This window comes from Streptomyces sp. NPDC001634 (assembly GCF_040298185.1).
In the GTDB taxonomy this organism is placed as follows: Bacteria; Actinomycetota; Actinomycetes; order Streptomycetales; family Streptomycetaceae; genus Streptomyces.
The window spans coordinates 22,579-48,654 of the sequence record NZ_JBEOZU010000055.1 but is presented as its reverse complement, the minus strand read 5'-3'; the positions used below and the strand labels follow the sequence as shown (position 1 = coordinate 48,654).

The window sequence follows — 26,076 nt, the reverse complement described above, 5'->3', positions numbered from 1 at the left end:
GCCGCGGGCCCCCCCCCCCGCTTTGTGTCCCGTGTTCCCCCCGCGCGGGGGGCGGGCGCCTCGGCCGCCCGGGCGCCCCCCCGCGCCCCCCCCCCCGCCTCCTGGAGGGCCAGGACGTACTGGAAGTCCTCGGGGAACTCCTGCAGGAAGGTCTGCTCGGTCGACCCGGGATTCCCGAACACCGTGGTGAGCTGCAGGGAGCGCAGCAGGTCGTAGGTGACGCTGTGGACAGAGGAGTTCTCGGTCATGATGGCGTCCTTCGGCCGTACGGAGCATCGACGGCGAGACTCAGAACATCGACTGAGCGCGAAACTACGTCGCGGTTCACGGCCTCGTCTTCGGTCGATTGACTGCATGCACGTCAGTCGGTCGCCTTCCTGCCCGACCGCTCCCGGATTGTTCAGTCATCTGACGCATGCGGAACGGCCCCGCCGCGTGGTGAGAATCGGTCGCAGCCAGTTTCGAGCGGCTCGTTCGCACTCAGGACCTTCACGATGCGTGGGTAGTTCCGCTCGAAGTGATCGCATGCGGAGGCGGTGGATACCCATGCCACGGAGAATGATCGTGGGGATGACGGGGGTGACCGGGGCCGTGTTCGGTGTCGAATTGTTGCGCCGACTGCGGCAGCAGCCGGATGTGGAGACCCATCTGGTGTTGTCCCCGTGGGCCAGGTCGACCGTGCGACTGGAGACCGGATTGTCGGCGCACGAGGTCACCGACCTCGCGGACGCGACGTACGCGTGGAACGATCAGGGCGCGCCGATCTCGTCGGGGTCGTTCCGGGGGGACGCCATGGTCATCGCGCCGTGCGGCTTGAAGACGCTGGCCGGAATATGCACCGGCTGTGCCGAGGGGCTCATTTCCCGTGCGGCCGACGCGACGCTGAAGGCCGGGCGCCGATTGGTACTCGTGGCACGGGACCCGCTCAGCGAGAGTCACCTGGACAACATGCTGGCGCTCACGCGTATGGGGGCTCGGATCGTCCCGCCGATGCCGGCCTGCTACTACCGTCCCGAGACGATTGGGGATCCGGTCAGCCATGTCGTCGTCCGCGTCCTGGACCAGTTGGACATTCACGTGCCGTCGGCACAGCGCTGGAACGGCATGTCCCACTCGCCGGCGCTGCAGGGAACCAGCACCGATGTCCGCGATCATCGACCTCCGGACCCACCTTTGTGAACTCGAAACGCTCGGCACACCCGCCACGGCCTCGCCTACGGCCACGGCTCACCAGGCCACCGCTTCCGCCGCTGAGGGTGGACGCCGCCTCCCCGCCCTGCAAACACGACACCCGACCCGCGGACCGGCTCGTGGCTGACGAGCCGTCGTACCGGAGGTGTAGGCCGTGCGCGTCTACGACTGGAATTGACCTTCGGAATGGGCTTCGTGGGCGCCGGCTTCCAGTGCGGCGCGCAGCGCAGCGCGGGTGGTGATGCCGAGTTTCGGGAAGATCCGGTGCAGGTGGGAGCCGACCGTGCGGTGGGACAGGAACAGACGGGCGCCGATCTCCTTGTTGGTGAGTCCGGTGGCGGCCAATTCGGCGATCTGCCGTTCCTGGGCGGTCAGTTCGGGTGCCGCCGGGTCGGAACGCGTGGCGGCGGCCACGCCGGTGGCGCGCAGTTCGTTGCGGGCGCGCTGCACCATCGCTCGCGCGCCGATCCGGTCGAAGGTCTCCATGGCGGCACGCAGCTGGATGCGGGCGCGGGCGGTGTCCCGAGTACGGCGCAGCCACTGTCCGTAGGCGAACTGGATCCGTGCCTGCTCCCAGGGATAGCGGGCGGCTTCGGGCAGGGCCAGGGCCTCCTCGAACAGGGCGCCGGCCACCTCGTCGTCCGCAGCCACGGCCGCGGCTCCCGCCGTGATGATCGCGATGCGTGTGCCGATGCGGGGGAGGCCGCCCTGCTGGGCGGCGACGACGTGTGCGCGGGCTTCCTCGCGGCGTCCGGTGCGCATCGCCGCCTCGACCAGGTCGAGCACCACCCACCGGTTGGGGATGCCGGCGCTGGGGGCGCTGGGCGGGTCGATCTGCGCCACCTGGGTGTGGGCTTCCTCGAAGTCGCCTTGGCCCATGGCCGCGAGATGGCCGGCTGAACGGGCGTACGCCAAGGTGACGCCCATGCCCCGGGGCGCCGCCCAGGTGGTGGTCTCCTTGCTGCGGGCCCGGGCCAGGTCCACATCGCCGCGCAGAGCGGCACCGGAGGCCAGCACGGCCCGGATCTGCCGCTCCCAGAACGAGTAGCCATAGCCCGTCGCCAACTCCAGCCCCTGCTGTGCGAGGTTCTCGGCCTCGTCCCACTGGCCGTGTACGTAGGAGTCCTGACAGAGCAGCATCAGCGCGGGCACCACCATGGCGATGGCGCCGCCGTCGCGTTCCCGCTCGATCATGCCGCGGACCGCGTAGCGGTAGTCGGACAGGGTGTCCATCGCGACCGCGGCGAAGGCCAGCGGAATCACTTCCCAGGGCGCAGCGGCCGGCGGGAGCGCGGCGAAGGCGCGGTCCAGGCCCTCCCGGATGGCGTCCGAGGTCCGGGTGGGATCGACGTACGCGTCGTAACACAGCTGGAACGGGACGACCTGCTCGGGCTCGAAGCGGACCATGGCCTTCCTGAGCAGCTCCCACGGCTCCGGCCGCAGGGTGTAGAGGCTGACCAGCAGCAGGGCGTAGAGGATGCCGTACCTGTCCCAGGAGTCCGGCCCGGCATCCTCTGTGGAGTCAAGCGCCCGGGTCAGCAGCCGGTACGCGGCGGTGACGTCGCCTTCGTTGTTCGTGAGCAGGTGGGCGGTGGCGGCGAAGACCAGCACGTCCGGGGTCTGCGGGGTCTGCCCGGCGTCCGCCAGCAGCCAGGTGACCTGGTCGAGCTGTCCGGCCATGGTGGCGAGGTGGGCGGCCTCGACCAGGCGCCGGGAGCGGTCTCCGGGGTGCGGGCTGAGTTCAGCCGCGCGCACCAGGGTGGCCACCGCGGTCGAGGCACGGCCGCGGAGCCGCGCGAGCAGGGCCGCCTTGTCCAGCGCCCGGGCCACCGCCTCGTCGGGTCCGGTGCTCGCCTCGGCCAGATGGCACGCCTGCCGTTCGGGATCGAAGACCAGTACCTCGGAGAGTGCCTGGTGCACGGCCCGGCGCTCGCCCGGCGGGGTCAGGTACACAACCGCCGAGCGGGTCAGCGGATGGCTGAAGGTGACCTGTCCGGAGGCGGTGTCGGCGTGGACCAGCCGGGCCCGCTGTGCCGGGGCCAGGTCGTCCAGGTCCAGCGAGCATCGGGTCGTGACCCTGATGGTGTCCAGGTCGTCGTCGGCCGCCAGTGCGGCCAGCAGGAGTGCCTTTCTGGTCGCGCCGGGCAGCTGATCGAGCTCGGGGGCGAAGGTGTCCAGCAGCCGCTCGGACAGGGGCAGCACGCTGGGCACCGGCTGTGCGCCGGAGCGCTGCCGGTCGTTCAGAGTCGTCGGTAGCTCCTGGAGGGCCAGCGGGTTACCCGCGGCCTGGGCCAGCAGCCGGCGCCGGACGGTCGGCGCCAGGTCAGGCCACCGGGCCTCGACAAGCTCCGCCGCCGACTGGTCGTCCAGGGGTGGCACCGTCCGTTCCGGCAACCCCACAAAGGGGAGAAACCCTTTCAGCCCGGTACGGGCAGCGGCCAGCAGCGCCACAGGGGCTTGGCCCAGTCGACGCACGGCGAAGGCCAGTACCGTGGCGCTGGCCGGGTCGATGCACGGCGCGTCATCGGCCACCAGCAGCAGCGGGCATTCGGCGGCGGCCGCGCCGAGCAGGGCGAGTACGGCTGTCCCGGCGGTCAGCGGGTCCGGGAGAGCCGCCGGCGTCAGGTCGAAGAGCCGGCAGAGGACATCGCGCTGCGGGCCGGGCAGGAGATCGGCGTCCCCGCGCAGTGGGTAGAGCATCTGGTGGATCATCGCGAAACTGACCCCGGCTTCGAACTCCGCGCCGCAGGCGCGCAGCACACGCCTGCCGGCGGCACTCGCCCGGGCCGCGGCGACGTCGAGCAGCGCGGTCTTCCCGACCCCTGGGTCACCACGCAGCAGCAACCCGCGGCCGACGGGGCCGTACCCGGTGCGATCCTGATCGGCGAACAGCGAGTCGATCAGCGCCAGCTCGTGCGCGCGCCCCACGAGGCCGCCAGAGTCGCAACCGGCGGGCTGCGCGGGATACCTCCGGCTCTCGGAAGTCGCCACAGTGGTGAGGATAGGTTCCGCTCGTAGCACGGCACAACGCTGACCGCGCGCGTACCGCCCACCTCACGGGGTGTGCTCGGGCCGATGGCGTGCTTGTTTTCACCGCCGTACGGCGCTTGCGGCGAAAGGGCGGCCATACGGTCTCGGCGCTTCCCCGGCGACCGCCCAGCGTGAACCCGCTCGATTCGCGGTCTTGACCGCGGAGACTCTAGAAGCCTTTGCGAACGCCGCCGTCGATCGACAGCATCACGCCCGTGAGGTACGACGCTGCGGGCGAGAGCAGGAAGGCGGCGCTGCGGCCGAACTCGTCCGGGGTGCCGTAGCGGCGCAGGGGGACGCCGGCGGTGGCGCGTTCGCGGGCGGCGTCGGCGTCACCGTGCCGTGCGTCGAGTTCGCGTACTCGGTCGGTCTCGATGTGGGCGGGCACGAGGCCGACGACACGGATGCCTCTGGGGCCCAGCTCGTTGGCGAGGTTCTTCGCGTAACCGGCCAGCCCCGGCCGCAGGGCGTTGGAGATCGCGAGGCCGGGAATGGGCTCGTACACGGAGCTGGAGAGGACGAAGCCGATGGCACCTCCCTCGCCCAGCTCGGCGGCGACGGCGCGGGAGAGCCGCACCGCGCCGAGGAAGACCGACTCGAAGGAGGCGCGCCACTGGTCGTCGTCGATGGTGTCCGAGGTGCCTGCCGGGGGCCCGCCGACGCTGATGAGCACTCCGTCCAGGCGCTTGAACGCGTCACGGGCCGCGGCGATCAGCCGCTCCGGAGTGTCGGCGTCGGCGTTGTCGGCCACGACGCCGACTGCCTGCCCCGGGCCGCCGAGGTCGGCCTGAGCGGCGGCGACCGACTTCTCGTCGCGGCCGCTGACGACCACCCGCGCGCCGTCCGCCACCAGCTCGCGCGCGGCGGCCATGCCCAGCCCGCGGGTGCCGCCGGTGACTATGTACACCCGGTCCTTCAGTCCGAAGTCCATGTTTGTTGTCCTCTCTCCGCTGTTCTTTCTTCGACCGTGCGATCCGCGCGGCCTACAACATCGCCTTCTGGGGCTGCGTGGCGACGACGATGACGGTGGTGGTGCCGGCGGTCAGGGCCGACTTGAACTCGCGCTCCAGGTCCTCGGTGGTCTCCACGTCCACCGCGCGGCATCCGAAGCCGCGAGCGACGGAGGCGATGTCGAGTCCGGGCAGGTCGAGCCCCGGCACTCCGGGGGTCTCCTCCAGCACGGCGAACGACTTGAGGATGGAGTACTCCTGGTTGCGCATGACCACGTAGACGATCGGGAGGTTGTGCTGGGCGGCCGTATAGATGGCCTGCACGGAGTACTGGAAGGAGCCGTCGCCGATCAGGCCGATCACCGGCCGTTCGGCGCCCCTGTCCCGGTCGCCGAGTGCGACGCCCACGGCGGCCGGGGTGCCCCAGCCGATGCCTCCGCTGGCCGTGGCGAAGAACGATCCGGTCCGGCTGGTGGGGAGCCACTCGATCTGCTGCGCCATCGTGGAGGTCGACTCGTTGACGATGACCGCGTCGGCCGGCCGGACCCTGCTGAGGGTGGCGTACACCTCCGGCGGGGTGAGCGGGGCGTTAGGCGCCTGGGGGAGCTCGCGGGGCCGCGGCATCGGTTCCGGCGCGGTCCGCGCCGAACCCTCAGCGACCATGTCCAGGAGCAGCTCGATCGCCGTCTTGGGATCGCCCAGGAGGCTGTCACCGACCCGCGCCGCCGCGGCCACCGCCGGGTTGCCGGTGATCTGCAGCAGCTCCGTGCGCTCCGGCAGGTACGGCCCGGGGACGTAGGGGTAGTAGCGGAACACCTCCGCGCCGATCACGACCACCAGGTCGTGGCCCGTCAACCGATCGCTGATGGTCTTGACCGACATGCCGAGCGGGCCGCCGAAGAGGGGGTGGTTCTCGGGGAAGGAAGCCCGGTCCAGCAGCGGGGCGCCGTAGACGGCCGCGCGCAGCTTCTCCGCCAGGGCGACGGCCGCGTCCCAGCCACCGGCCCGGTCCACCTCCGGACCGAAGACCAGTGCGGGACGACGGCTGGCCGAGATGCGATCGGCGAACATGCGCAGCCGCGCGGTGTCGGGGGCGACGCGGTCGCTGACTGTCCGCACCCGGGTGAAGCCGGACAGGGGCCGCTTCCAGTCGTCCATGGGAATCGACAGGTACACCGGGCCCGTCGGCGGCTGCAGTGCCTCAGCGTAGGCCCGCATGAAGGCCTCCGGTACATCTTCGGCGCGGGCCGGTTCGTACGACCACTTCACCCACGGCTTGGGGAGCGTGACGGCCTCTCGGTTGCCGAGATACGGGTCGCCGATCACCAGCTCCCGGTGCTGCTGGCCGGAGGTGATGATCAGGGGTGTGTTGCCGTGGTAGGCCGCCACCAGGTTGCCCACCGCGTTTCCCATCCCGGCCGAGGAGTGCAGGTTGACCAGCGCGGGTCGGCCGGTGACCTGGGCGAAGGTGTCGGCCATCGCGATGACGGAAGCCTCCTGCAGCGCCAGGACGTAGGTGAAGTCCTCGGGGAATTCCTGCAGGAACGGCTGCTCGGTGGAACCGGGGTTACCGAAGACCGTGGTGAGTTTCAGGGTTCGCAGCAGGTCGTAGGTCACGCTGCGGACGGTGGACTTCTCAGTCATGGTTGCCATCGACTTCCTTGCTGGGGCTGGGTTTCTGGTTCGAGGGGTCTGGTGGAGGGGTGCGCGCTATTCCATGCGGTGTCGAGTGCCGTCTTCGGCGTCGTGGGGTGCCGGAAGCGTGCGCCAGTCTGATCCTGCTGCACAAATAGGTATTTGTCATGACATACACACCGTTCGGTGACGGGCCTGATGGGAGGGCTGGGCCCAGGTCGCTGAGGAGGTGGACCATGGCCGACCACTCGGTGAGCGAGGTACCGCCGATGCGTCCGCCCCGACTGGTCGGCGGCTGTCAGGTGAGGCGGCGGAGGGCCTCGGGGGCGAGGTCGGCGAGGCTGGGATAGCCGTCGACGGCCATGATCAGGTCTGCTTCGGCGAGCAGGGACCGCAGGAGGTGGACGACGCCGGCCTCGCCGCCGTAGGCGAGGCCGTACGCGTAGGGGCGGCCAATGCCGACGGCGGTGGCGCCCAGGGCGATGGCCTTGATGATGTCGGCTCCCGTGCGGACACCGGAGTCGAACAGGACGGGCGTGCCGTCGGCGGCCTGGACCACGCCGGGCAGGGCGTCGAGGGCGGGCAGGCCGCCGTTGGCCTGGCGGCCGCCGTGGTTGGAGCAGTAGATGCCGTCCACGCCGCCGTCCTTGGCGCGGCGGACGTCGTCCGGGTGGCAGATGCCCTTCAGGATCAGCGGCAGGTCGGTGATCGAGCGCAGCCAGGACAGGTCGTCCCAGGTGAGCGGGTTGCCGAAGATCCGCACCCACTCGGTGACCGCGGCCGCCGGGTCGTCCTCCGGACTGCGGGCAAGGCGGGCGCGGAAGACGGGGTCGCTGGTGTAGTTGGTCAGGCAGTTCCCGCGCAGCTGGGGGAAGTTGCTGACGGCGAGATCGCGGGGGCGCCAGCCGGTGATCCAGGTGTCCAGGGTGACCACGATGCCCTTGAAGCCGGCCTTCTCGGCCCGGTGCACCAGGCTCTCGGCCAGCTCACGGTCTGTGGGCGTGTAGAGCTGGAAGAAGCCCGGGGTGGCGCCGAACTCGGCGGCGACCTCCTCCAGCGGATCGACGGTCAGGGTGGAGGCGACCATCGGCACGCCGGTGCGGGCGGCGGCACGGGCCGTGGCGAGATCGCCGTGGCCGTCCTGCGCGCACAGCCCGATCACGCCGACCGGGGCCATGAACAGCGGTGAGGGCAGACGCATCCCGAACAGGTCGACGGACAGGTCCCGGTCCGTGGCCCCCACCATCATCCGCGGGACGAGACCCCAGCGTTCGAACGCGGTGACGTTGGCTCGCTGGGTGCGTTCGTCGCCTGCTCCGGCCATGACGTAGGAGCGCACCGAGGCGGGCATCGCGGCCTGAGCCAGCGGCTCCAGTTCGTCGTAGGTCATCGGGAAGCGCGGCACGACCCCGCGCAGCCCGTCCATGTAGATCTCGTCCTGATAGTCGCCGTACGCCATGGTCCGGCCCTCCTCATGCTCGACAGGTGCGGGCCCCTGAAGTCCACAATGGGAGAGTGACGCGTGAAAGCCGCCAAACGCAGGATTATGCCTCGCAGGAGAGGATCATGCAGGATGATGCACCAGCGCTGCTGACAGAGGACGACCTGGCGCTGATCAACGCCTTGCAGCTGCAGCCGCGGGCCTCATGGACCGAGCTCGGGCGTGCCCTGGAGGTCGACCCGGTCACCGTCGCCCGCCGCTTCGGCCGCCTGTCCGAGCAGGGCGCCGCCTGGGTGGGATTCTCACCCGGCCCACGCCTGTTCGAGCAGATCTGCGTGGCCTTCGTCGTGATCGACTGCGCTCCCGGCGCCACCACCGGGGTCGCCCAGGCACTGAGCGCCCACCCCCACATGCTCACGATCGAACGCGCGGCCGCCGGCCACGACATCCTCGCCATCGTCGCCACCCGCGACCTGCCGGCCCTCTCCCGCTACACCCTGGACCTGCTCCCGCGCCTTCCCGGTATCACCAAGGTGGAGGCCCGGATCGTCACCCACATGTTCACCGAGGGCGGCCGATGGCGCATCGCCGCCCTGGACCCAACCCAGCGTGCCCAGCTGACCGGCCCGCCCCCGGCCCGAACCCCTGCCGCCCCGGGCGAGATCACCCTCTTCGACCGCGTCCTCATCACCCGGCTCGCCCACGACGGCCGCGCCTCCTACCAGACCCTGGCGAGCGACCTCGGCGTCAGCCTCAACACCGCAAAACGCCGCACCGAACAGCTCACCCGACGCGGCCTGCTGCGGTTCCGCTGCGACTTCGCCCGCCCCCTCGGTGGCTGGCCCGTCGCGGTCACCCTCTGGGCCAGAGTCCCACCCGCCGATCTCCCCGAGATCGGGCACGCCCTCGTCCGTCTGCCCGAGACCCGCAACTGCGCCGCCGTCAGCGGCCCTCACAACCTCATCCTCCAGGCCAGCCTGCACTCCGCCAGCGACGTCCTGCGCCTGGAGACCCAGCTCGCCACCGCCCACCCGAGCCTCGACATCGTCGACCGCGTCATCGCCCTGCGCCAGGACAAGCTGATGGGGCGCCTCCTGGACCCCCACGGCCGCTCCGTCGGTATCGTCCCGCCCGACTTCTGGTCGGGGCCGGAGATGTGACGCACACGGTGCCCCGAGCCGCCGACTCCTCCACGTTCGTCAGGGCCGAGCGTGCGTACAGCCATGTCGCGCTGGAAGCGCCAACAGAGCGAGGGATTTGACCCAACCAGTTCGCTGCGGGAGTAGATGCGGAGCTTCGAGTAGACGTGCGTGAGGTGGTATTGGACGGCACCCGGCTCACTGGGACAGCAGGAGACAATGAGCGACCTGGTCTCGGATGTCCTCGAAGCTCATGGCGGCGTGGAGCGGTGGCGGCCACGCGTCGTGACTGCCCCAGCTGCCCGGTATGTGGACGACTTCGCGGAAGCGTCTTCTGACATCTACGCGACCCGATCCGCGAGGATTCGGCTTCAGGGACTGAGCAGGCTGGGGTTCTCACGGACGTATTCGGCCACCCCGGTAGGAGGCCGCCCTGTGACCTGCTCGACGCCGTCCGCCTTGCGGTCGTATCGGTTCTCCGCGTGAAGGCGAGCCATGGTCGAGATGTGCTGGAAGACGTGGTCCGGCAGCCCCAGCGGTCTGAGGTCGTCGTCGATCCATTCCTGCAGGCCGACGTCGGTGTAACTGACCGGCCGGCCCAGAGCTGTGGAAACCTCCGCCGCCATGGCGGAGATGTCCTCCGAGCGGGGGCCGGTCAGCTCATAGATGCGGCCGGTGTGCCGGGACGGATCGGCCAGGATCTCCGCCACGACCCGGGCGACGTCCCCGGCTGCCACGGGGGAGGTTTTCGCCTGGCCGAAGGGCAGTCTGATGCTTCCGTCCTTCGCGATCGAGGAGAAGCCGACACGGAACAGCGGGTTCTCCATGAACACGGTGGGCCTGATCTGGACGACGGGCAGGCCTGACCAGCCGAGGACCTGCTCCACCAGCCAGTGGTGCCGTTGCTGCACAGACTCGGAGTCGCTGGTGAGGTCCATCTCGGAGACGGTCAGCTGCGACATGTTCACGAGCGCTTCCAGGCGCCCGTACGCACGCGCCACGGCCGCCACCGTCATGGCAGCCTCCAGATACTGCGCCGATACGCTCATGCCGAAGTACATCCGCCCGCAACCGGACAGGGCGTCAGCCACATCGCCCGCACGCGTGAGGTCTCCGACGACGACCTCGGCACCCTTCGCGCGCAGCGCCTCCGCCCGTTCGTCGTCGCGACGCACCATGGCCCGCACGGGCAGGTCCCGTTGCCGGAGAATTTCGACCACGGTTCGTCCGACGGCGCTGACGCTACCCGCCGCGCCCGTCACCAGCAGAGGGAGCACGCTGCCTTTCGGGGTGTGGTCCATAGGAGCAGCCTGCTGTGCACATCGTCGGCGTGCAAACCGGAGGCCGACGCACCCCCGGCGGTCCGGCAACGATGCCCGGCTCCGGCGGCGCAGGGTGATCACGGATGGTGACGACGGCCAGGATGGCGGGCGTGCCGACGGTCGCTCTATGCCCCCGCCCGGGCAGTGGGAGCTACCAAGGGCGGACGAGGACGGTGCCGACCTTGCCGGGCCGTACTGCGTGTCCGACGGCGTCGGCCAGTCCGCCGAGGCCGTACGTGGAGGCCACCTCGAACTGGTCCTTGAGCGCCGGCGCGATCAGCTTCGCGGCGGCGACGTCGGATGCCCGCCGCTCGGCGGAGACCTCGGACAGCCACCGGCCGATGTTCTTGCCCCGCAGCGTCAGCGACTTGAGCAGCAGCGTCGACGCGTGCACCGAGATCGGCTCCTGGGCGATCTGCCCGTAGCTGACCAGCTTCCCGCCCGGCGTCAACAGGTCCAGAAGGCTCTCCGCCGGCTTCCCGCCGATCGGGTCGAAGGCCACACTCACCGGGCGGCCGGCGGCTGCCCCACCGACCTCGTCGGCCCAGCCTGGATGCTCGGTCGACACGACCGGACGGCGGGTGCTGCCTGTGTGCACAGGCTGTCACCTGCGACGCAGCGCCACATCACGTGCCGTTCGTGGTTGCGCTCCGCGCTCGAATGGATCGCGTTCGGGCGATTCGGTCACTTCTCGACGGACGGCGCCTGGTTTACTCTTCAACTATATGGGGTTGCCGTGAGGAGGTCGCAATACATGACGGAACTCGGCCTGACCGACACCCTCGGCATCCTGCTACAGCCTGGTGTGGGCGCACGACACAGCAGCTCAGGGCTTGGATGGGACCGGCTGTACCTCTCCGCGCAGATGGAGCAGCCCTACCGCGCGGCGTTCGGTCCGGCCCCCACCCATCTGGTGATCCTGCACCTCAGCGGCCCCGTCACGGTACGGCGGGGGCATGGTGCGGGCACGCGGTCACGGACGATCCCGGCCGGTGGGCTCTTCCTGCAGCCGGCCGGCCGGAGTCTCGCCGTCGAGCTCGGCGGGCGCCTGGACACGATCCACGCCTACCTCACGGACGACGCCCTGTGCGACGCGAACGGCGGACGGCCCGTGGAGCTGACCGAGGAACTCGGGGTCAGTGATCCACTCGCCGAACAGCTCCTGCTCGCGCTGGAGGGCGCGGTCCGCTCCTGGGAGCCGTCGGCCCGCACGTACACCGACCACCTGACCGGGATGCTCGCCGCGCAGCTCGTACGCCGTCACGGCGCCCGTGCGACCACACCACCACCCGACCGGTCCGGACTGTCCGACCGGCAGCTGGCCGCCGTCCGCGACCTCATGGAGCAGCGCCTCGCCGAACCGCTGCCGATCGCGGACCTCGCCGACGCCGCTTCGCTGAGCCCGAGCCAGTTCACGCGGAGGTTCCGGGCGAGCACCGGCCAGTCGCCCCACCAGTTCCTGCTCAAGCTGCGCGTGGAGGCCGCGTGCCGGATGCTGCGCACCGGCTCCACTCCGATCGCGGAGGTGGCCGTCGCCTGCGGCTTCTCCCACCAGGAGCATCTCACCCGGGTGATGCGCGCCCGGCTGGGCACCACCCCGGCCGCGCTGCGCCGGTCCGGCTGAGGAGGCCTCTCGCGGACCCCGGCCCTCAGCGTTCCAGTACCAGCGCCAGCCCCTGGCCCACCCCGATGCACAGTGCCGCCAGGCCCGTGCCGGTGCCCGCGGCGGCCAGCTGGTGTGCGACCGCTCCGGTGATACGGGCGCCCGACGCGCCCAGCGGGTGGCCGATGGCGATGGCGCCGCCGCGCGGGTTGACGACCTCTGGGTCCAGCCCCGGCAGAGCGGCCAGGCAGGCCAGCGCCTGGGCGGCGTAGGCCTCGTTCAGTTCGATCGTGTGGAGATCGCCCGGGGCGACCGCCGCCTTGTCGAGCACCTTGCGGATGGCGTCGACCGGGCCGAGTCCGAAGTACTGCGGCTCGATGCCCGTCACCGCCGCAGCCCGGACCCGGGCCAGGGGCTCACGCCCGATCGCGGCGAGGCCGTCCTCGTCGGCGAGCAGCAGCGCGGCCGCCCCGTCGTTGAGCGGCGAGGCGTTGCCGGCCGTGATCGTGCCGTCGGAGGTGAAGGCGGGCTTGAGCCGGGCGAGTGCCTCCAGGGAGGTGTTGTCCCGGATGCCCTCGTCGCGGGTCAGGTCCACCCCGTCGACGGGGACCACCTCTCCCGCGTACTTGCCCTCGCTCCAGGCGCGGGCGGCGTTGCGGTGGCTCGCCAGGGCGAACGCGTCCTGCGCCTCCCGGGTGACGGCGTACTTGGCGCCCACGAGCTCCGCGCTCTCGCCGAGCGGGATCGTCCACTCCGCGGGCATCCGCGGGTTCACCATGCGCCAGCCGAGGGTCGTGGAGTACAGCTGTTGGTCCTTCGCCGGGAAGGCCCGCTCCGGCTTCGGCAGCACCCAGGGCGCGCGGCTCATGGACTCGACACCGCCCGCCACCGCGATGGAGGCGTCACCGAGCGCGATGGCGCGGGCCGCCTGGATGACGGCTTCCATGCCGGATCCGCACAGCCGGTTGACCGTGGCGCCGGGCACGGTGACCGGGAGTCCGGCGAGCAGGACGGCCATGCGGGCCACATCGCGGTTCTCCTCGCCCGCGCCGTTGGCGTTGCCGAGCAGCACGTCGTCGATGCGCGCGGGGTCCAGGCCGGGGCTGCGCTCCACCAGGGCGCGCAGCACACCGGCGGCGAGGTCGTCCGGGCGTACGCCCGCCAGGGCACCGCCGTAGCGGCCGAACGGGGTTCGGACGGCGTCGACGACGTACACGTCACGCGTTCGCTCGATCATCAGTTGCTCCCAGCAGTCCAGCTATGGGTGGTCAGGGGCGTATGGGCAGCGATCTGATCTGCCGTCACACCCGGTGCGGTCTCGATGAGTTCGAGCCCGTGGGGCGTGACGTCGAGGACGCACAGGTCGGTGATGATCCGGTCCACGCAGCCACGGCCCGTCAGGGGCAGCGTGCACTCCTCGACGATCTTGGAGGTGCCGTCCTTCGTCGTGTGCTCCATGAGTACGACGACCCGGCCGGCGCCGTGCACGAGGTCCATCGCCCCGCCCATCCCCTTGATCATCTTTCCGGGGACCGCCCAGTTGGCGAGGTCCCCGCGGACCGAGACCTGGAGGGCGCCGAGGACGGCGGTGTCGATGTGGCCGCCGCGGATCATGCCGAAGGAGAGCGAGGAGTCGAAGAAGGACGCTCCCGGCCGTACGGTCACGGTCTCCTTGCCCGCGTTGATGAGGTCGGCGTCGACCTCGTGGGGCGACGGGTACGGCCCGACGCCGAGCAGCCCGTTCTCCGAGTGCAGGACGACGTCGACGCCCGGGGGCAGGAAGTCGGCCACGCGGGTGGGCAGCCCGATGCCCAGGTTGACGTAGTCTCCGTCCCGCAGCTCGCTCGCGGCGCGCGCCGCCATCTCGTCCCTGCTCCAGCTCATCGCTCGCGCACCGTCCTCTTCTCGATTCCCTTGTCGGCCGCCTGCTCGGGGGTGAGCGCCACGACGCGCTGCACGAACACCCCCGGCAGATGAATCTCGTCGGGGTCGAGTACGCCCGGCTCGACCAGCTCCTCCACCTCCGCGACGGTGATGCGCCCGGCCATGGCGGCCAGCGGGTTGAAGTTACGGGCCGCGCGGCGGAAGACGAGGTTGCCGTGGCGGTCCCCGCGTGCCGCCCTGACCAGCGCGTAGTCCGTGGTGATGGCGTGTTCCAGGATGTGGTCGACGCCGTCGAAGGTCCGCACCTCCTTGGCCGGCGAGGCCACGGCGACCGAGCCGTCGGCCGCGTAGCGCCACGGCAGGCCGCCCTCGGCGACCTGTGTGCCGACGCCGGCCGGGGTGTAGAAGGCCGGGATCCCCGCGCCTCCCGCCCGCAGCCGCTCGGCGAGCGTGCCCTGCGGCGTCAGCTCGACCTCCAGCTCGCCCGCGAGGTACTGACGGGCGAACTCCTTGTTCTCGCCGATGTACGAGCCCGTGACCCGGTTGATCCGGCCCGCGGCCAGCAGGATCCCGAGGCCACGGCCGTCGACGCCGCAGTTGTTCGACACGACCGTCAGGCCGCTCGCCCCGCTCTCGTACAGGGCGCCGATGAGCACCTCCGGGACACCGCTCAGCCCGAAGCCGCCGACGGCGAACGACCGTCCGTCCGTCACGTCCGCCAGGGCCTCCGCGGCCGTGGCCATCACCTTGTCCATCCCGTTCTCTCCTACCGGGCCAGCACCCGGCGCAGTACGCCGAGCAGCTCGTCCCGCGCCGTCTGCGCGGACTCGGGGGCGGTGGCGCGGCGCCAGGCGACGTAGCCGTCCGGGCGCACCAGCAGCACGCCGTCCTCAGCGATCTCGCTGACCCGGCTCCATTCGCCGTACACGTCACGGCAGTCGGCGTCACCGATACGCGCCACCCGCAGCGGAACGCCGAGTTCTGCCCCGCACGCGGTCGCGGCCGTGTCCCAGACATCGCCCGACAGGCCGGTCAGCACGGTGAAGGTGCCGTCGCCGACGACGTCGAGCGTGGACAGACGTTCGCCGTGGGCATCGACGAGCCAGGCGTGCGGCAGTTTCGCGCCGGGTCGGGTGGTCGGCTGGGCCACCAACTCTCGGTCCTGCTCCCAGACTTCGGCCAAGTCGTCGTCGGGAAGCACCGCGGAGGAGACGTAGCGCTGGTTCATCTCGACGCCGTGTGCGTTGAACTCGTAGTTCTTGAGCTGGATCGCCTCTTCGAGCCGGCGCCGCTTCTTGGCGCCCTCCGGCGTCGGTGCGCCTATCGCGGCGAGCCCCTCGGTGATGGCCTGGTGGTCACTGCCGCCACCGATGCCGAGGACGTCGAAGATCGGGCCGAACTGGTCGCGGCTGAGGTTGGCCCGCTCGACGATCTGCCGCCCGACGGGGGCCCGTTCGGCGGAGTAGGTGTCCAGCAGCTCGGGGCCGGCCTCGCCGCGGATCACCATCGCGAGCTTCCAGGCCAGGTTGTACGAGTCCTGTACGGAGGTGTTGGAGCCGAGCCCGTTGGACGGCGGATGACGGTGCACCGCATCGCCCGCACAGAAGACCCGCCCGGACCCGTACGCCGAGGCGTAGCTGTGGTTGACCGTCCACAGCGAGGTGGACGTGATCTCCACCGGCAGGTCGGGGTCGCCGATCAGGTCGCGCACGATCCGCCGCGCCGCTTCCTCGTCCACCTCCGGCGGAGGCTGCTCGATGTCGTAACCCCACACCAGCAGCCACTCGTTCCACGGACGGACCATGCGGACCAGGCCCATCCCGATGCCGCCGGTCTCCGCCCCGGGCTGCAGCACCCAGTACAGGACGCTCGGCCGGTGGGCGCAGTACCGGGTGAGGTCGGCCTTGAAGACGATGTTCATGCTGCCGGCCTTGGCCATGCGGCCGTCGAAGGGAAGGCCGAGCTGCTCGGCGACCGTGCTGCGCCCGCCGTCCGCGCCGATCAGATAGCGGGCCCGCACGGTGAACTCGTCGCCGCGGACCCGGTCGCGCAGTCGTGCGGTGACGCCGCTCTCGTCCTGGGTGAAACTGAGGAACTCGGTGTCGAAGCGGACCTTGGCGCCGCGGGCCGCCGCGTTGTTCACGAGGATCGGCTCCAGGTAGGTCTGCGGCAGGTCGATCATCTCGCAGGGGCTCTTGCCCGCGTATTCGCTGACTCTCTCGGGCCCGGTGCCCCAGGTGCGGATGCGGCCGATCTCGTGCCCGGTCAGCGAGGTGCACAGCACCGTGTCGCCCATGAGGTGGGACGGGCTGCCGACGGCCAGCGCCTCGGATTCCACGCCGAGGTCGCGCAGGACCTCCATGGTGCGCTGGTTGGTGATGTGCGCCCGGGGCGTGTTGGCCAGCCAGCCGTACTTCGTCACCAGGAGGGTGCGGATGCCGTAGTCGGCCAGCAGGAGCGCGGCGGAACCCCCGGCGGGCCCGCTGCCGACGACGAGGACGTCGGTGTCGTACGTGTCGTGAGCGGAGGTGATGGTCATGGGTGGGCGCTCCTCGGTCATCCGGCCAGGGGGGCGAGACGGAAGGTGTAGTCGAGCCGGCGCCACTCGCCGTCGACCCGGCGGCCGTCGGGGGTGGGGCCGGTCTGCGGGGCGAAGTCGACGATGAGCTCGTCCTTGACGCCGAAGACGGTGTCGCTGTCCAGGTAGGCGCCGCCCGACACGAACAGCTGGGTGACGAGCCGGCGGTGGCCGGGCGCGTCGAACATGAAGTGGAGGTGGGGTGCCCGGTAGGGATGGCGCCCGAGAGCGGCGAGCATCCGCCCGACCGGCCCGTCCTGCGGGATCGGGTACTCCGCGGGCAGGATCGACCAGAACGTGATCCGCCCCTCGGCGTCGGTGCGCAGCCGGCCACGCAGCACGGGCCCTTCCAGGTCCGGGAGCTGGACGTCGTAGAAACCGTCCTCGTTGGACTGCCACACGTCCACGACCGCGTCCCTGACCGGCGCACCGTGGGCGTCCGTGACCCGCACGTCCACCCAGAGCGGGGTGCCGGGGAGCCCGCCGGAGATGTCGCCGCCGTGCGGGGTGTCGGGCGGGCCCTCCACGTAGAAGGGACCGAGCACCGCGGACGGGGTGGTGTGCGGCGTACGGGAGTTGGTGAGCAGGTCCACGGCGCTCGAGACGCCGAGTGTGTCCGACAGCAGCACGAACTCCTGTCGCGTCGGGCTGCAGATGCTGCCGGTGCGGGTGAGGAAGTCGATGGCGTACTGCCATTCGGTGTCGGTGACGTCGTTGGCGGTGACGAAGGTGTGCAGATGGCGGACCAGGTCGCTCAGCAGGGTTCGGACGCGCGGGTCGGGGGCCTGCGCGAAGCTGGCCACGACCTGTTCGGTGAGACGGGCAACCTGTGCTTCCGTGGACCGAGGGCCCTCGGGGCGGCGTCCGTGCCAGGCACCGGCCAGCAGCTCCGCCATGCCCTCGGCGGTCAGCTCGCGCGGGTTCGGGTACGGCGCCGAGGTGGCCAGCGCGGCCGCGCGGGCGAGGGCGGACTTCGGCATGCCGAGATCGCGCAGCGAGGTCGGGCCGCCCAGGGAAGCGACCAGGTCGTACGCGCCGCTCGGGGCGTCCGGCACGCCCAGGGCGTCGGCGATACGGCGCATCACGCCGGGCACCGCGTGCGCGTTGTAGGCCATGGCATGCGGCAGCACGACGGTGTGCGTCTCGGCATGCGGCAGATCGAAGCTGCCGCCGAGCGTGTGGCACAGCTTGTGGTGCAGGCCCATACCCACCGTCGCGAGGCAGGTCCCGGCGAGCCAGGCCGCGTGCAGCAGATCGGCGCGCGCCTCCAGGTCGGCCGGGTCGGCCGCGAGGCGGGGCAGCGCCCGGGCGATACGGGAGATCGCGTCGAGGGCCTGCTGGTCGGTGACGGGGTTGGCATCCGCGGAGTACAGGGCCTCGACGGCGTGGGCGAGCGCGTTGATGCCACTCGTGACCGTCAGGGACAGCGGCAGGGTCAGGGTGAAGTCGACGTCGTAGACGACGGTCTCGGGCAGGATCTCCGGAGACGACCGGGTGACCTTGCGCCCCTCCTGGGTCTCGCCGAGGACAGGGGTCACCTCCGACCCGGCGTACGTGGTCGGCAGGATCACCTGCGGCAGTCCCGTACGCAGAGCCAGCGCCTTCGACAGGCCCGTCGTCGAACCGCCCCCGACGGCGACGATGCCGTCCACGGAGGCCTCGCCGAGCACCTCGAGAGCCCGCTCGGTCACCTCCACCGGGGTGTGCATGACCGCGCCGTCGAACTCCGCCGCCAGCAGGCCGCCGAGCGCCTGGCGCACCCGGCCGGAGGCCGCCGCGAGGGGCCCACTGGACAGCAGCAGCACCCGGGAGCAGCCGAGCCGCTCGACCTCCTCGCCGAGGCGGCCGACCGTGCCGGCACCGAAGACCACCCGCGAGGGGTGGGATGTGTAGACGAACGTCCGCATCGAACTGCCTCCGCGTGTCATCCGGTCGCGTCGTTCCCTTGAGCCACCGAGTATGCGAATGACGTCCGCGTGAATTCCTGCACGATCCGCGCGCCGCCCTGCACGAAACAGGCGTGCGTGCCGCGGCGGACCCAACCGACACCGGACGCGGGCCCTGCTGGACTCCACGGCCACTCGCGGGGCCCCGATGAGCGCGCTGACTCTTCCCACGCCCCTGTCTCACCGGGCTGCGGCGGGCCACTGGGGTGATACACGGTGGCAAAGGCACCCCATGGCGGCGCGGGTCCGGGGAACCGGCCACGACTCCTCGTTCAATCGCGCCAGAGAACCGAATCGCCGCGCAGAAGTGCGCTCCAGGGCACGGACCTGCGAGCCGTGCCCACAGCGCTTGAGGGAGATCGCCATGAGCGGTACGACGACCTTGCCGACACCGTCCGGTCCCTACCTGGACGCAGGGCTGCTGCCCGCCGACTTCTACGCCCATGAGGAACTGCTGTCGGAGAAGGAACGGGGGAAGATCGCATCCCTGCGCGACTTCCTGCGCACGCAGGCCGCCCCGCTCGTCGACGACTACTGGGCCCGGGCCGAGTTCCCCTTCCAGCTGGTGGAGGGCTTCGGGAAGCTGGGCTTGATGGAATGGGCCGACCCCGACTCCCCGGAATCCAGACCGAGCAACCTCTTCTCGGGCTTCACCGCGCTGGAGCTCGCACACTTCGACGCGTCCTTGGCGACGTTCTTCGGCGTGCACACAGGTCTGGCCATGGGCACCATCCTCGCCTGCGGCTCCGACGAGCAGAAGCGGCGGTGGCTGCCGGCGATGAGCCGCTTCGAGAAGATCGGCGCCTTCGGGCTGACCGAGCCGCACGGCGGATCCGACGTGGCGGGCGGCCTGCGGACCACCGCGCGACGTGACGGCGACGGATGGATCCTCGACGGAGCCAAGCGATGGATCGGCAACGCGACGTTCGCCGACCTGGTCGTCATCTGGGCCCGCGATGTCGAGACACAGCATGTGCTGGGATTCGTCGTGGAGAAGGACACCCCCGGGTTCACCGCGACGAAGATCGAGAACAAGATGGCGCTGCGGATCGTGCAGAACGCCGACATCGTGCTCGACGGCTGCCGCGTCCCGGAGTCCAACCGGCTGCAGAACGCGAACTCCTTCAAGGACACCGCCAAGATCCTGCGCCAGACGCGCAGCGGCGTGGCGTGGCAGGCGGTGGGGGTGATGTTCGGCGCCTACGAGATCGCCCTGAGTTACGCGAAGGAGCGCGAGCAGTTCGGTCGCCCCATCGGGGGCTTCCAGCTCGTGCAGGACCTGCTGGTGAAGATGCTCGGCAACGCCACGGCATCCTGCGGGATGGTGACGCGACTGGCCCAGTTGCAGGACGCCGGGGTGTACCGGGACGAGCAGTCCGCGCTGGCGAAGGCCCACTGCACCGTGCGGATGCGCGAGAACGTCGGGTGGGCGCGGGAGCTGATGGCCGGCAACGGGATCGTCCTCGACTACAAGATCGGCCGCTTCGTCGCCGACGCGGAGGCCATCTACTCGTACGAGGGCACACGGGAGATCCAGACCCTCATCGTCGGACGTGCCGTGACCGGCGGCCTGAGCGCCTTCGTGAGGTGACGACCATGACCACCGAATCCGTCTTCACCGGCTTGAAGGTCCTCGACGCGTCGAGCTTCATCGCGGGACCGGCCGCGGCCACCGTACTCTCCGACTTCGGAGCGGACGTCATCAAGATCGAGCCACCGGACAAGGGGGACCCCCAGCGGCGGCTCAGCTCCGTGCCGCCCAGCCCCCGGGCCGAGGCCAACTACAGCTGGCACCTCGCCAACCGCAACAAGCGGGGCATGGTGCTCGACCTGAAGTCCCCAGCGGCCACCGAGGTTCTCAAGCGGCTCGTCCAGTGGGCCGACGTGGTGATCACCAATTTCCCGCACGGCACGCGCGAGAAGCTGCACCTCGGCTACGAGGAGGTCTCGGGCTGGAACCCGAGAGTCGTCTACGCCGACATCACGGGCTTCGGGGATGCCGGTCCCGACGCCGGACTGCCGGGCTTCGACCTGACCGCCGCCTGGTCGCGCAGCGGGCTGCTGGCCTCCACCCGGGACGCGGGAGCGCCGCCGACGGTGCCGGTCTGGGGCAGCGGTGACTACATGTCGGCGATCGCGATCTACGCCGCGATCGTGACCGCCCTCTACCGCCGCGAGCGGACAGGACAAGGGGCCAGTGTCGGGACGTCGCTGCTCGCCGCAGGCGTATGGGCGACGGGAACACTCGTGGCCGGCGCGCTCGCCGGCGGCACCCCGTTCGAGCTGCACGACCGGAAGGCACCAGCGAACCCCCTGATCAATCCCTACCGAACCGCGGACGACGAGTGGTTCATGCTGGTGGCCTCACCCCCGCACTGGCCGGGACTCACGCGGGCCATCGGGCATCCCGAGCTGCTCGAGGACCCCCGTTTCACCGGCATCGAGGGCTTCGTCAAGAACTCCGCCGCGCTGACGGAACTGCTCGACGCCGAGTTCCGCTCACGCCCGTTCGCCCACTGGAAGGACGCCCTGACCCGGGAACGCGTCACCTACAGCCTCATCCAGACACCCGAGGAGGCAGCACAGGACCCGCAGTTGCTCGCGAACGACATCGTCGTGCCGCTGGCAGGGGTCAGCGGGCTGGAGTACACCATCAACAGCCCGGTCACTGTGCGAGGCGTCGAGAAAGTCCCGGCGAAGCGGGCCCCGGACCTTGGCGAGCACAACGACGGAATCCTCGCCGAGCTGGGATTCGGCCCTGCCGACATCGCCGAACTGCGCGCCCAGGGAGCGATTCCCGGCTCGACGCAAGCGCAGGCGCCGCAATGAGCACGGCGCCCGAAGCGGCCGCCATGGTGCTGCACGAGCGCCGCGGCGGAGTGCTGACCGTCACCATCAACCGCCCGGCACAGAAGAACGCCGTCGACCATGAGGTCGCGGTACAACTCGCGGCGGCCGTGGATCTGCTCGACGCGGACCCGGAACTCTCGGTCGGCGTCCTCACGGGTGCAGGCGGGGTGTTCAGCGCCGGCATGGACCTGAAAGCCTTCACCAAGGGGGAGCTGCCGGTGCTCCCCGGCCGGGGGTTCGGCGGGCTCACCCGCGCGGCGGTGCGCAAGCCGCTGATCGCCGCGGTCGAGGGCTGGGCGCTCGGCGGCGGCTTCGAGATGGTGCTCGCCTGCGATCTGATCGTCGCCGCGGAGGACGCCCGGTTCGGGCTTCCCGAGACCACCCGCGGTCTCGTGGCGGCAGAGGGCGGACTGGTCCGGCTGCCGCGCCGCCTTCCGTACCACGTCGCCGCGCGCGTACTGCTCACCGGCGAGCCGCTGACCGCTGCAGAAGCCAAGCAGTACGGGCTCGTCAACGAAGTCACTCCACCTGGCACCGCGTTGGCTGTGGCCCGGGAACTGGCGGAGCGCGTCGCGCGGAACGCACCGCTGGCGCTCGCAGCCGTCAAGGAGGTCCTGCGCGAAACCCAGGGCCTGAACGAGAGCGACGCGTTCACACGCCAGGACGAGCTCACGAGCGGGCTGGCCACCAGCGAGGACGCCCGGGAAGGCGCACTGGCGTTCGCCGAGAAGCGCGCGCCCGTCTGGCACGGCCGTTGATACCGGTCACGTCAGCCCCCTACGTCCCCGTATCCAATTCTCTCAGGAGCAGTGACCAGTCATGAATGCGCACAGGCCTGTCCAGCGTGTGGCGATCGTAGGGACCGGCACGATCGGTGCGAGCTGGGCGACGCACTATCTCGTTCGCGGGTTCGACGTCACGGCGACCGATCCCGCCCCCACCGCGGAGACGGCTCTGCGGGCGTACGTGGAGGCGGCATGGGACGCGGCCGCCTCGATCGGGCTCGCGCCCGGGGCTTCGCCCGACCGGCTGAGCTTCACCACTGACCTGCGTCAGGCCGTCGCGGACGCCGACTTCGTCCAGGAGAACGCACCGGAGCGGCCGGAGCTCAAGGTGAAGCTGTTCGCCGACATCGACGAGGCCACGCCGCCGGACGCGATTCTCGCGTCGAGTTCATCGGGCATCACGATGAGCGTCATCCAGGCCGAGTGTCGGCGCCCGGAGCGGACCGTCATCGGGCATCCCTTCAACCCGCCGCACATCGTCCCTCTGGTCGAGGTCGTCGGCGGCACGAGGACCGATCCGGACACGGTCCGGGACGTCATGGCGTTCTACGCCGCGATCGGCAAGAAACCGGTCCACCTCAAGAAGGAACTTCCCGGGCACGTCGCCAACCGCATCCAGGCCGCGCTGTACCGCGAGGTGGTGTACCTGGTCCAGGAGGGCGTGCTCGACGTGGCCGACTCCGACGACGCGGTGTCCTGGGGCCCGGGGCTCAGATGGGGTGTCATGGGACCCCATCTGCTGTGGCATCTGGGCGGAGGAGAGGGCGGCATCCAGCACTTCATGGAGACGCTCATGCCGCGGATGGTGGCGTCCTGGCAGGACCTGGGCACCCCCGAGTTCACACCCGAGCTCCAGCAGACGATCGTGGCCGGTGTCCTCGATGAGGCGAGCGGCCACTCGGTCGACGAGCTGGCCGACCGGCGCGACGCGATGCTCTCGGCCCTGCTGGCCGTGCGCGCCCGGCATGACTCCTCCGCCCCGGGGTCCACAGCCGACCCCGTGACAGAGGAGGGGGCATGACGCAGCGGCAGGAAAGGCTGTTCGTACTCGAAGCCAGCGGTGGCGGCCGGCTGTTCTGCGTGCATCCCGACGGCTCGGGCAAGACGGTCCTCGTCACCGGGTGCAGGGTTCCTGACGGGGTGGCGGTCGATGTGGCGGCCGGGCACATCTACTGGACGAACATGGGTGTGCCGGGGGAGAACGACGGCTCGATCGAGCGTGTGGACCTGGACGGAGGCAACCGGACGACGATCGTGCCGAGCGGCGTCACGCACACCCCGAAGCAGCTCCACTTCGAGGCCGTGGGCCGGAAGCTGTACTGGGGTGATCGTGAGGGCATGCGCGTGATGCGCTGCGAACTCGACGGCTCGAACGTCGAGACACTCGTGCAGACGGGACAGGGAGCCGACGACCGCCAGGACGAGAGAAGGTGGTGCGTGGGAGTCGCCGTCGACCCGGTCGGCGGACATCTCTACTGGTCCCAGAAGGGCCCGAGCGACGCGGGGGAGGGGAAGATCCTGCGGGCCGGAATCGACCTTCCCGAGGGGCAGAGCGCGGCCGAACGCAGCGACATCGAAGTGCTCTTCGAAGGACTGCCGGAGCCGATCGACCTCGAACTCGACCACGCGCAGCGCCTGTTGTACTGGACGGACCGCGGCGACCCGCCCCGGGGCAACACCGTGAATCGCGCACCCATGCACCCGCCGAACGCAGTACGTTCGCCCGAGATCCTCCTCACCCACCTGATGGAAGGCATCGGCATCGCCCTCGACCCGGACGGCGGCCGTATGTACGTGACCGACCTGGGCGGCAGCATCTACACCGCCGGCCTCGACGGATCGGACCGCAAGGAGATCCTCGTCGCACAGGGCAACCTCACCGGAATCGCCCATGCCGTGCTGGTGACCGGAAAAGGCGTCTGACCAAGTGCGTACGTCACACTTCCCCTTTGGTTCAATATTAAATTACACTGAGGAGTGTCGCGGAATTCAAGGAGTCCATGTGGAGAGCATTGAATCGGCCGGCGTTGACGCGCAGCACTCTCTGCGCGTCTTCAGTAGTGCGGCACGGTGGCTCACTGAGCAGGTCGGGCAGGGATTCCGACGTGAGACCGGCATGTGGCAGATCCACTATGAGATGCTCTCTTGGCTGGCGGAAGCTCCTGAGGGGCAATTGGGCCTGACCAAGTTGGCCCGGCGGATGGGCATATCGACCAGCAGACTCTCTCATCTGGTGGACCGCACACGGGAGCATGGCTGGGTGGTGCGCGTACCGGATCCCGTCAACCGTCGTATCGTTCTGGCGAGGCTGACCGGTGCGGGAAGAGATGTCTTGCGGGCCGCAGCTCCCCTTCAGCTCGCCTGCGTGCGCTCTCATTTCCTCGACCGTTTGACGCCTGCCCAGGTTGAGCAATTGCGTGAGATCAGTGAGGCACTTATCGGGCCGGTGGACCACCACGACGAAGGCGTCGGTGCGGATTCGGAATACTCGGAACGGTCAGCCTGACGTCGCCTTCCTCCACCGCAACTCGGTAATTGCGCTTCACCCATGAGGAAGTTCATTCGCAGACGACGTTTCTGTCCTCGGACGTCCCGCGTGCCGACGTAACTTCCCCGGATCGTCATTGGCGTCGCGCACCGCGCGCATGGCATCGGCGAGCTTGCCCAACCCGTCGCGGCCGAGAGGGGCGAGGACTCGATCGCGCAGAATCCCCGTAACCGCCTCGGAGATGGCCCGGGCCGTGTCCTTGCCCAGGTCCGTCAGTTCGAGGTAGATGAGGCGCCGGTCTTCCTCACAGGCCATACGCCGAGTCAGGCCGGCCGCACAGAGCCGGTCGGCAAGCTTGGTGAACCCACCACTGGACATGCGTGTCTCGTGTGCCAGGCGTGTCATCGGCATCCGGTTCTTGGGCGCGGTGAGCAAGCGCACCAGAACCTCGGCGGCGCCTTGGCGGAGGTTGAAGCGCTCGGCCAGTTCGCTCGCGAGAGAGTCCTGCGTGGCCTGGAAGCCCTGCATCACCAGCATCCACCCGTCGAGCAGCTCACGGTCGATGCTCTCGCCGCCACCACGGACGTCGCCACTGGTGGAGGGCGGCGTGGGCTCCGCCCTCCGCCGCCCTCTCGTCTCTCTCTCCATGCCAGTCTCAACGCGACGGCGGCGCAGATGTTCCTGATGACTCAGACGGGCAGGCCCGGCCGTGCCAGGACGGCGCGGGTCGTCAGCCCGCTGAGAATGCCGAGGCCGACGGCCGAGGCCGCCCACCAGGGGGCCCAGGGAAGGAGGCCGATGGCCTGGTCGACCGACCAGCGGCCGGGCCCGGTGAGCGTCAGCACGGCCGGCAGGACGGTCAGGACGAGTGGGTACTCGTACCCGTCGTGCTGCACCCAGAGCCCGTTGCGCCACTTCACCGTGGCCGCGACCGTCATGACTCCCGCCGAGATGGTGGCCGCCAAAGGGGTGAGCGCTCCCGCGCTGAGCAGCAGACCTGCGGTGATCTGTCCGAGGCCCGCGGCGGCCGCAGTGAGCCGGCCGCCACGGAACCCGTCCGCTCGGAACTCCGCAGCTCCACCCTCGATCCCGTGACCTCCCAGGCGGTGGCTGACCTTCTGGATCCCATGCCCGGCGAACAGCAGGCCGACGACCAGCCTCAGGATGAGCAGTCCGGTGTTCATCACACTCTCCTCGTGCGTGGTGGGTGGTGCGGTAGAGGTCGGGTGCGGTG

At 70.3% G+C, this 26,076-nt stretch carries 22 protein-coding genes and 1 pseudogene; 9 read left to right on the top strand and 14 right to left on the bottom strand.

Annotated features, from left to right (window positions below):
* A pseudogene (locus tag ABT186_RS30600) lies at positions 1 to 248 on the bottom strand (hypothetical protein); the annotation flags it as partial.
* 298 nt (positions 249 to 546) lie between these two features.
* Between ABT186_RS30600 and ABT186_RS30595 the strand changes: the two are divergent.
* Positions 547 to 1,179, top strand: coding sequence for a UbiX family flavin prenyltransferase (locus ABT186_RS30595; RefSeq protein WP_351224948.1), 633 nt, complete (start codon positions 547 to 549; stop codon positions 1,177 to 1,179).
* A gap of 174 nt (positions 1,180 to 1,353) precedes the next feature.
* Here the strand turns inward: ABT186_RS30595 and ABT186_RS30590 are convergent, their stop codons facing one another.
* The 4 genes from ABT186_RS30590 to ABT186_RS30575 all read right to left on the bottom strand — a co-directional run bounded on the left by ABT186_RS30590 (position 1,354) and on the right by ABT186_RS30575 (position 8,265).
* On the bottom strand, positions 1,354 to 4,182 hold the full coding sequence (locus tag ABT186_RS30590; RefSeq protein WP_351927784.1) for a LuxR C-terminal-related transcriptional regulator: 2,829 nt from the start codon (positions 4,180 to 4,182) through the stop codon (positions 1,354 to 1,356).
* A gap of 208 nt (positions 4,183 to 4,390) precedes the next feature.
* Positions 4,391 to 5,152 (bottom strand): SDR family oxidoreductase, encoded by a 762-nt coding sequence (locus tag ABT186_RS30585; RefSeq protein ID WP_351224952.1) that lies wholly within the window; start codon positions 5,150 to 5,152, stop codon positions 4,391 to 4,393.
* 52 nt (positions 5,153 to 5,204) lie between these two features.
* Positions 5,205 to 6,824, bottom strand: coding sequence for a benzoylformate decarboxylase (gene mdlC, locus ABT186_RS30580; protein ID WP_351927782.1), 1,620 nt, complete (start codon positions 6,822 to 6,824; stop codon positions 5,205 to 5,207).
* A 280-nt stretch (positions 6,825 to 7,104) separates the two neighbouring features.
* Positions 7,105 to 8,265: an alpha-hydroxy-acid oxidizing protein gene (locus ABT186_RS30575; protein ID WP_351234060.1), complete on the bottom strand. Its 1,161-nt coding sequence runs from the start codon at positions 8,263 to 8,265 to the stop codon at positions 7,105 to 7,107.
* Positions 8,266 to 8,372: 107 nt separating this feature from the next.
* Between ABT186_RS30575 and ABT186_RS30570 the strand changes: the two genes are divergently transcribed.
* The gene (locus ABT186_RS30570; protein WP_351927780.1) at positions 8,373 to 9,407 is read left to right on the top strand and encodes an Lrp/AsnC family transcriptional regulator; all 1,035 of its coding nucleotides are present in this window, start codon (positions 8,373 to 8,375) and stop codon (positions 9,405 to 9,407) included.
* 350 nt (positions 9,408 to 9,757) lie between these two features.
* On the opposite strand, the gene ABT186_RS30565 is transcribed toward ABT186_RS30570, so the two are convergent.
* Together ABT186_RS30565 and ABT186_RS30560 are read right to left on the bottom strand one after the other, a co-directional pair.
* Positions 9,758 to 10,687 carry an NAD(P)H-binding protein gene (locus ABT186_RS30565; protein ID WP_351234064.1) on the bottom strand — a complete coding sequence of 310 codons (930 nt, stop codon included), beginning with the start codon at positions 10,685 to 10,687 and terminating at the stop codon, positions 9,758 to 9,760.
* Positions 10,688 to 10,859: 172 nt separating this feature from the next.
* Positions 10,860 to 11,306, bottom strand: coding sequence for a zinc-binding dehydrogenase (locus ABT186_RS30560; RefSeq protein ID WP_351927778.1), 447 nt, complete (start codon positions 11,304 to 11,306; stop codon positions 10,860 to 10,862).
* 156 nt (positions 11,307 to 11,462) lie between these two features.
* Here ABT186_RS30560 and ABT186_RS30555 point away from each other — a divergent pair, with 156 nt between their 5' ends.
* Positions 11,463 to 12,332, top strand: a complete 870-nt coding sequence (locus tag ABT186_RS30555) for a helix-turn-helix domain-containing protein (protein WP_351234068.1) — start codon at positions 11,463 to 11,465, stop codon at positions 12,330 to 12,332.
* A gap of 25 nt (positions 12,333 to 12,357) precedes the next feature.
* Here ABT186_RS30555 and ABT186_RS30550 read toward each other — a convergent pair whose 3' ends face one another.
* The 5 genes from ABT186_RS30550 to ABT186_RS30530 are packed head-to-tail and all read right to left on the bottom strand — an operon-like array spanning position 12,358 to position 18,680.
* Positions 12,358 to 13,548, bottom strand: a complete 1,191-nt coding sequence (locus ABT186_RS30550; protein WP_351927776.1) for a thiolase family protein — start codon at positions 13,546 to 13,548, stop codon at positions 12,358 to 12,360.
* The gene (locus ABT186_RS30545; RefSeq protein WP_351234072.1) at positions 13,548 to 14,195 is read right to left on the bottom strand and encodes a CoA transferase subunit B; all 648 of its coding nucleotides are present in this window, start codon (positions 14,193 to 14,195) and stop codon (positions 13,548 to 13,550) included. Before ABT186_RS30545 ends, ABT186_RS30550 begins: the two co-directional genes overlap by 1 nt.
* Positions 14,192 to 14,950, bottom strand: a complete 759-nt coding sequence (locus ABT186_RS30540) for a CoA transferase subunit A (protein ID WP_351234074.1) — start codon at positions 14,948 to 14,950, stop codon at positions 14,192 to 14,194. The genes ABT186_RS30545 and ABT186_RS30540 overlap by 4 nt, the downstream gene beginning before the upstream one ends.
* An 11-nt stretch (positions 14,951 to 14,961) precedes the next feature.
* Positions 14,962 to 16,734, bottom strand: a complete 1,773-nt coding sequence (locus ABT186_RS30535) for an FAD-dependent oxidoreductase (RefSeq protein ID WP_351234076.1) — start codon at positions 16,732 to 16,734, stop codon at positions 14,962 to 14,964.
* A gap of 17 nt (positions 16,735 to 16,751) precedes the next feature.
* Complete coding sequence (locus ABT186_RS30530; RefSeq protein WP_351927774.1) at positions 16,752 to 18,680, bottom strand: maleylacetate reductase and hydroxyquinol 1,2-dioxygenase domain-containing protein; 1,929 nt, start codon at positions 18,678 to 18,680, stop codon at positions 16,752 to 16,754.
* A 403-nt stretch (positions 18,681 to 19,083) separates the two neighbouring features.
* Between ABT186_RS30530 and ABT186_RS30525 the strand changes: the two genes are divergently transcribed.
* The 6 genes from ABT186_RS30525 (at position 19,084) to ABT186_RS30500 (ending at position 24,860) form a co-directional block, all read left to right on the top strand.
* Positions 19,084 to 20,310: an acyl-CoA dehydrogenase family protein gene (locus ABT186_RS30525; RefSeq protein WP_351234080.1), complete on the top strand. Its 1,227-nt coding sequence runs from the start codon at positions 19,084 to 19,086 to the stop codon at positions 20,308 to 20,310.
* 5 nt (positions 20,311 to 20,315) lie between these two features.
* Positions 20,316 to 21,548: a CaiB/BaiF CoA transferase family protein gene (locus ABT186_RS30520; protein WP_351234082.1), complete on the top strand. Its 1,233-nt coding sequence runs from the start codon at positions 20,316 to 20,318 to the stop codon at positions 21,546 to 21,548.
* Positions 21,545 to 22,327 carry a crotonase/enoyl-CoA hydratase family protein gene (locus ABT186_RS30515; RefSeq protein ID WP_351234084.1) on the top strand — a complete coding sequence of 261 codons (783 nt, stop codon included), beginning with the start codon at positions 21,545 to 21,547 and terminating at the stop codon, positions 22,325 to 22,327. The genes ABT186_RS30520 and ABT186_RS30515 overlap by 4 nt, the downstream gene beginning before the upstream one ends.
* Before the next feature lie 88 nt (positions 22,328 to 22,415).
* On the top strand, positions 22,416 to 23,375 hold the full coding sequence (locus ABT186_RS30510; RefSeq protein WP_351927772.1) for a 3-hydroxyacyl-CoA dehydrogenase NAD-binding domain-containing protein: 960 nt from the start codon (positions 22,416 to 22,418) through the stop codon (positions 23,373 to 23,375).
* Positions 23,372 to 24,277, top strand: a complete 906-nt coding sequence (locus ABT186_RS30505; protein ID WP_351234088.1) for a 3-hydroxyacyl-CoA dehydrogenase — start codon at positions 23,372 to 23,374, stop codon at positions 24,275 to 24,277. The genes ABT186_RS30510 and ABT186_RS30505 overlap by 4 nt, the downstream gene beginning before the upstream one ends.
* Positions 24,278 to 24,356: 79 nt before the next feature.
* Positions 24,357 to 24,860 (top strand): MarR family winged helix-turn-helix transcriptional regulator, encoded by a 504-nt coding sequence (locus ABT186_RS30500; RefSeq protein ID WP_351234090.1) that lies wholly within the window; start codon positions 24,357 to 24,359, stop codon positions 24,858 to 24,860.
* 36 nt (positions 24,861 to 24,896) lie between these two features.
* Here the strand turns inward: ABT186_RS30500 and ABT186_RS30495 are convergent, their stop codons facing one another.
* Positions 24,897 to 25,490 carry a MarR family winged helix-turn-helix transcriptional regulator gene (locus tag ABT186_RS30495; protein WP_351927770.1) on the bottom strand — a complete coding sequence of 198 codons (594 nt, stop codon included), beginning with the start codon at positions 25,488 to 25,490 and terminating at the stop codon, positions 24,897 to 24,899.
* Positions 25,491 to 25,531: 41 nt separating this feature from the next.
* A complete protein-coding gene (locus ABT186_RS30490) occupies positions 25,532 to 26,026 on the bottom strand; it encodes a DoxX family protein (RefSeq protein WP_351605471.1) in 495 nt (164 codons plus the stop codon).
* Between the last annotated feature and the right edge of the window lie 50 nt (positions 26,027 to 26,076).

Excerpts from the sequence above, each read along its gene's own strand:
- ABT186_RS30595 (WP_351224948.1), top strand. The coding sequence starts at position 547 with ATGCCACGGAGAATGATCGTGGGGATGACGGGGGTGACCGGGGCCGTG.
- ABT186_RS30585 (WP_351224952.1), bottom strand. The coding sequence starts at position 5,152 with ATGGACTTCGGACTGAAGGACCGGGTGTACATAGTCACCGGCGGCACC.
- mdlC (WP_351927782.1), bottom strand. The coding sequence starts at position 6,824 with ATGGCAACCATGACTGAGAAGTCCACCGTCCGCAGCGTGACCTACGAC.
- ABT186_RS30575 (WP_351234060.1), bottom strand. The coding sequence starts at position 8,265 with ATGGCGTACGGCGACTATCAGGACGAGATCTACATGGACGGGCTGCGC.
- ABT186_RS30570 (WP_351927780.1), top strand. The coding sequence starts at position 8,373 with ATGCAGGATGATGCACCAGCGCTGCTGACAGAGGACGACCTGGCGCTG.
- ABT186_RS30565 (WP_351234064.1), bottom strand. The coding sequence starts at position 10,687 with ATGGACCACACCCCGAAAGGCAGCGTGCTCCCTCTGCTGGTGACGGGC.
- ABT186_RS30555 (WP_351234068.1), top strand. The coding sequence starts at position 11,463 with ATGACGGAACTCGGCCTGACCGACACCCTCGGCATCCTGCTACAGCCT.
- ABT186_RS30550 (WP_351927776.1), bottom strand. The coding sequence starts at position 13,548 with ATGATCGAGCGAACGCGTGACGTGTACGTCGTCGACGCCGTCCGAACC.
- ABT186_RS30545 (WP_351234072.1), bottom strand. The coding sequence starts at position 14,195 with ATGAGCTGGAGCAGGGACGAGATGGCGGCGCGCGCCGCGAGCGAGCTG.
- ABT186_RS30540 (WP_351234074.1), bottom strand. The coding sequence starts at position 14,950 with ATGGACAAGGTGATGGCCACGGCCGCGGAGGCCCTGGCGGACGTGACG.
- ABT186_RS30535 (WP_351234076.1), bottom strand. The coding sequence starts at position 16,734 with ATGACCATCACCTCCGCTCACGACACGTACGACACCGACGTCCTCGTC.
- ABT186_RS30530 (WP_351927774.1), bottom strand. The coding sequence starts at position 18,680 with ATGCGGACGTTCGTCTACACATCCCACCCCTCGCGGGTGGTCTTCGGT.
- ABT186_RS30525 (WP_351234080.1), top strand. The coding sequence starts at position 19,084 with ATGAGCGGTACGACGACCTTGCCGACACCGTCCGGTCCCTACCTGGAC.
- ABT186_RS30520 (WP_351234082.1), top strand. The coding sequence starts at position 20,316 with ATGACCACCGAATCCGTCTTCACCGGCTTGAAGGTCCTCGACGCGTCG.
- ABT186_RS30515 (WP_351234084.1), top strand. The coding sequence starts at position 21,545 with ATGAGCACGGCGCCCGAAGCGGCCGCCATGGTGCTGCACGAGCGCCGC.
- ABT186_RS30505 (WP_351234088.1), top strand. The coding sequence starts at position 23,372 with ATGACGCAGCGGCAGGAAAGGCTGTTCGTACTCGAAGCCAGCGGTGGC.
- ABT186_RS30495 (WP_351927770.1), bottom strand. The coding sequence starts at position 25,490 with ATGGAGAGAGAGACGAGAGGGCGGCGGAGGGCGGAGCCCACGCCGCCC.
- ABT186_RS30490 (WP_351605471.1), bottom strand. The coding sequence starts at position 26,026 with ATGAACACCGGACTGCTCATCCTGAGGCTGGTCGTCGGCCTGCTGTTC.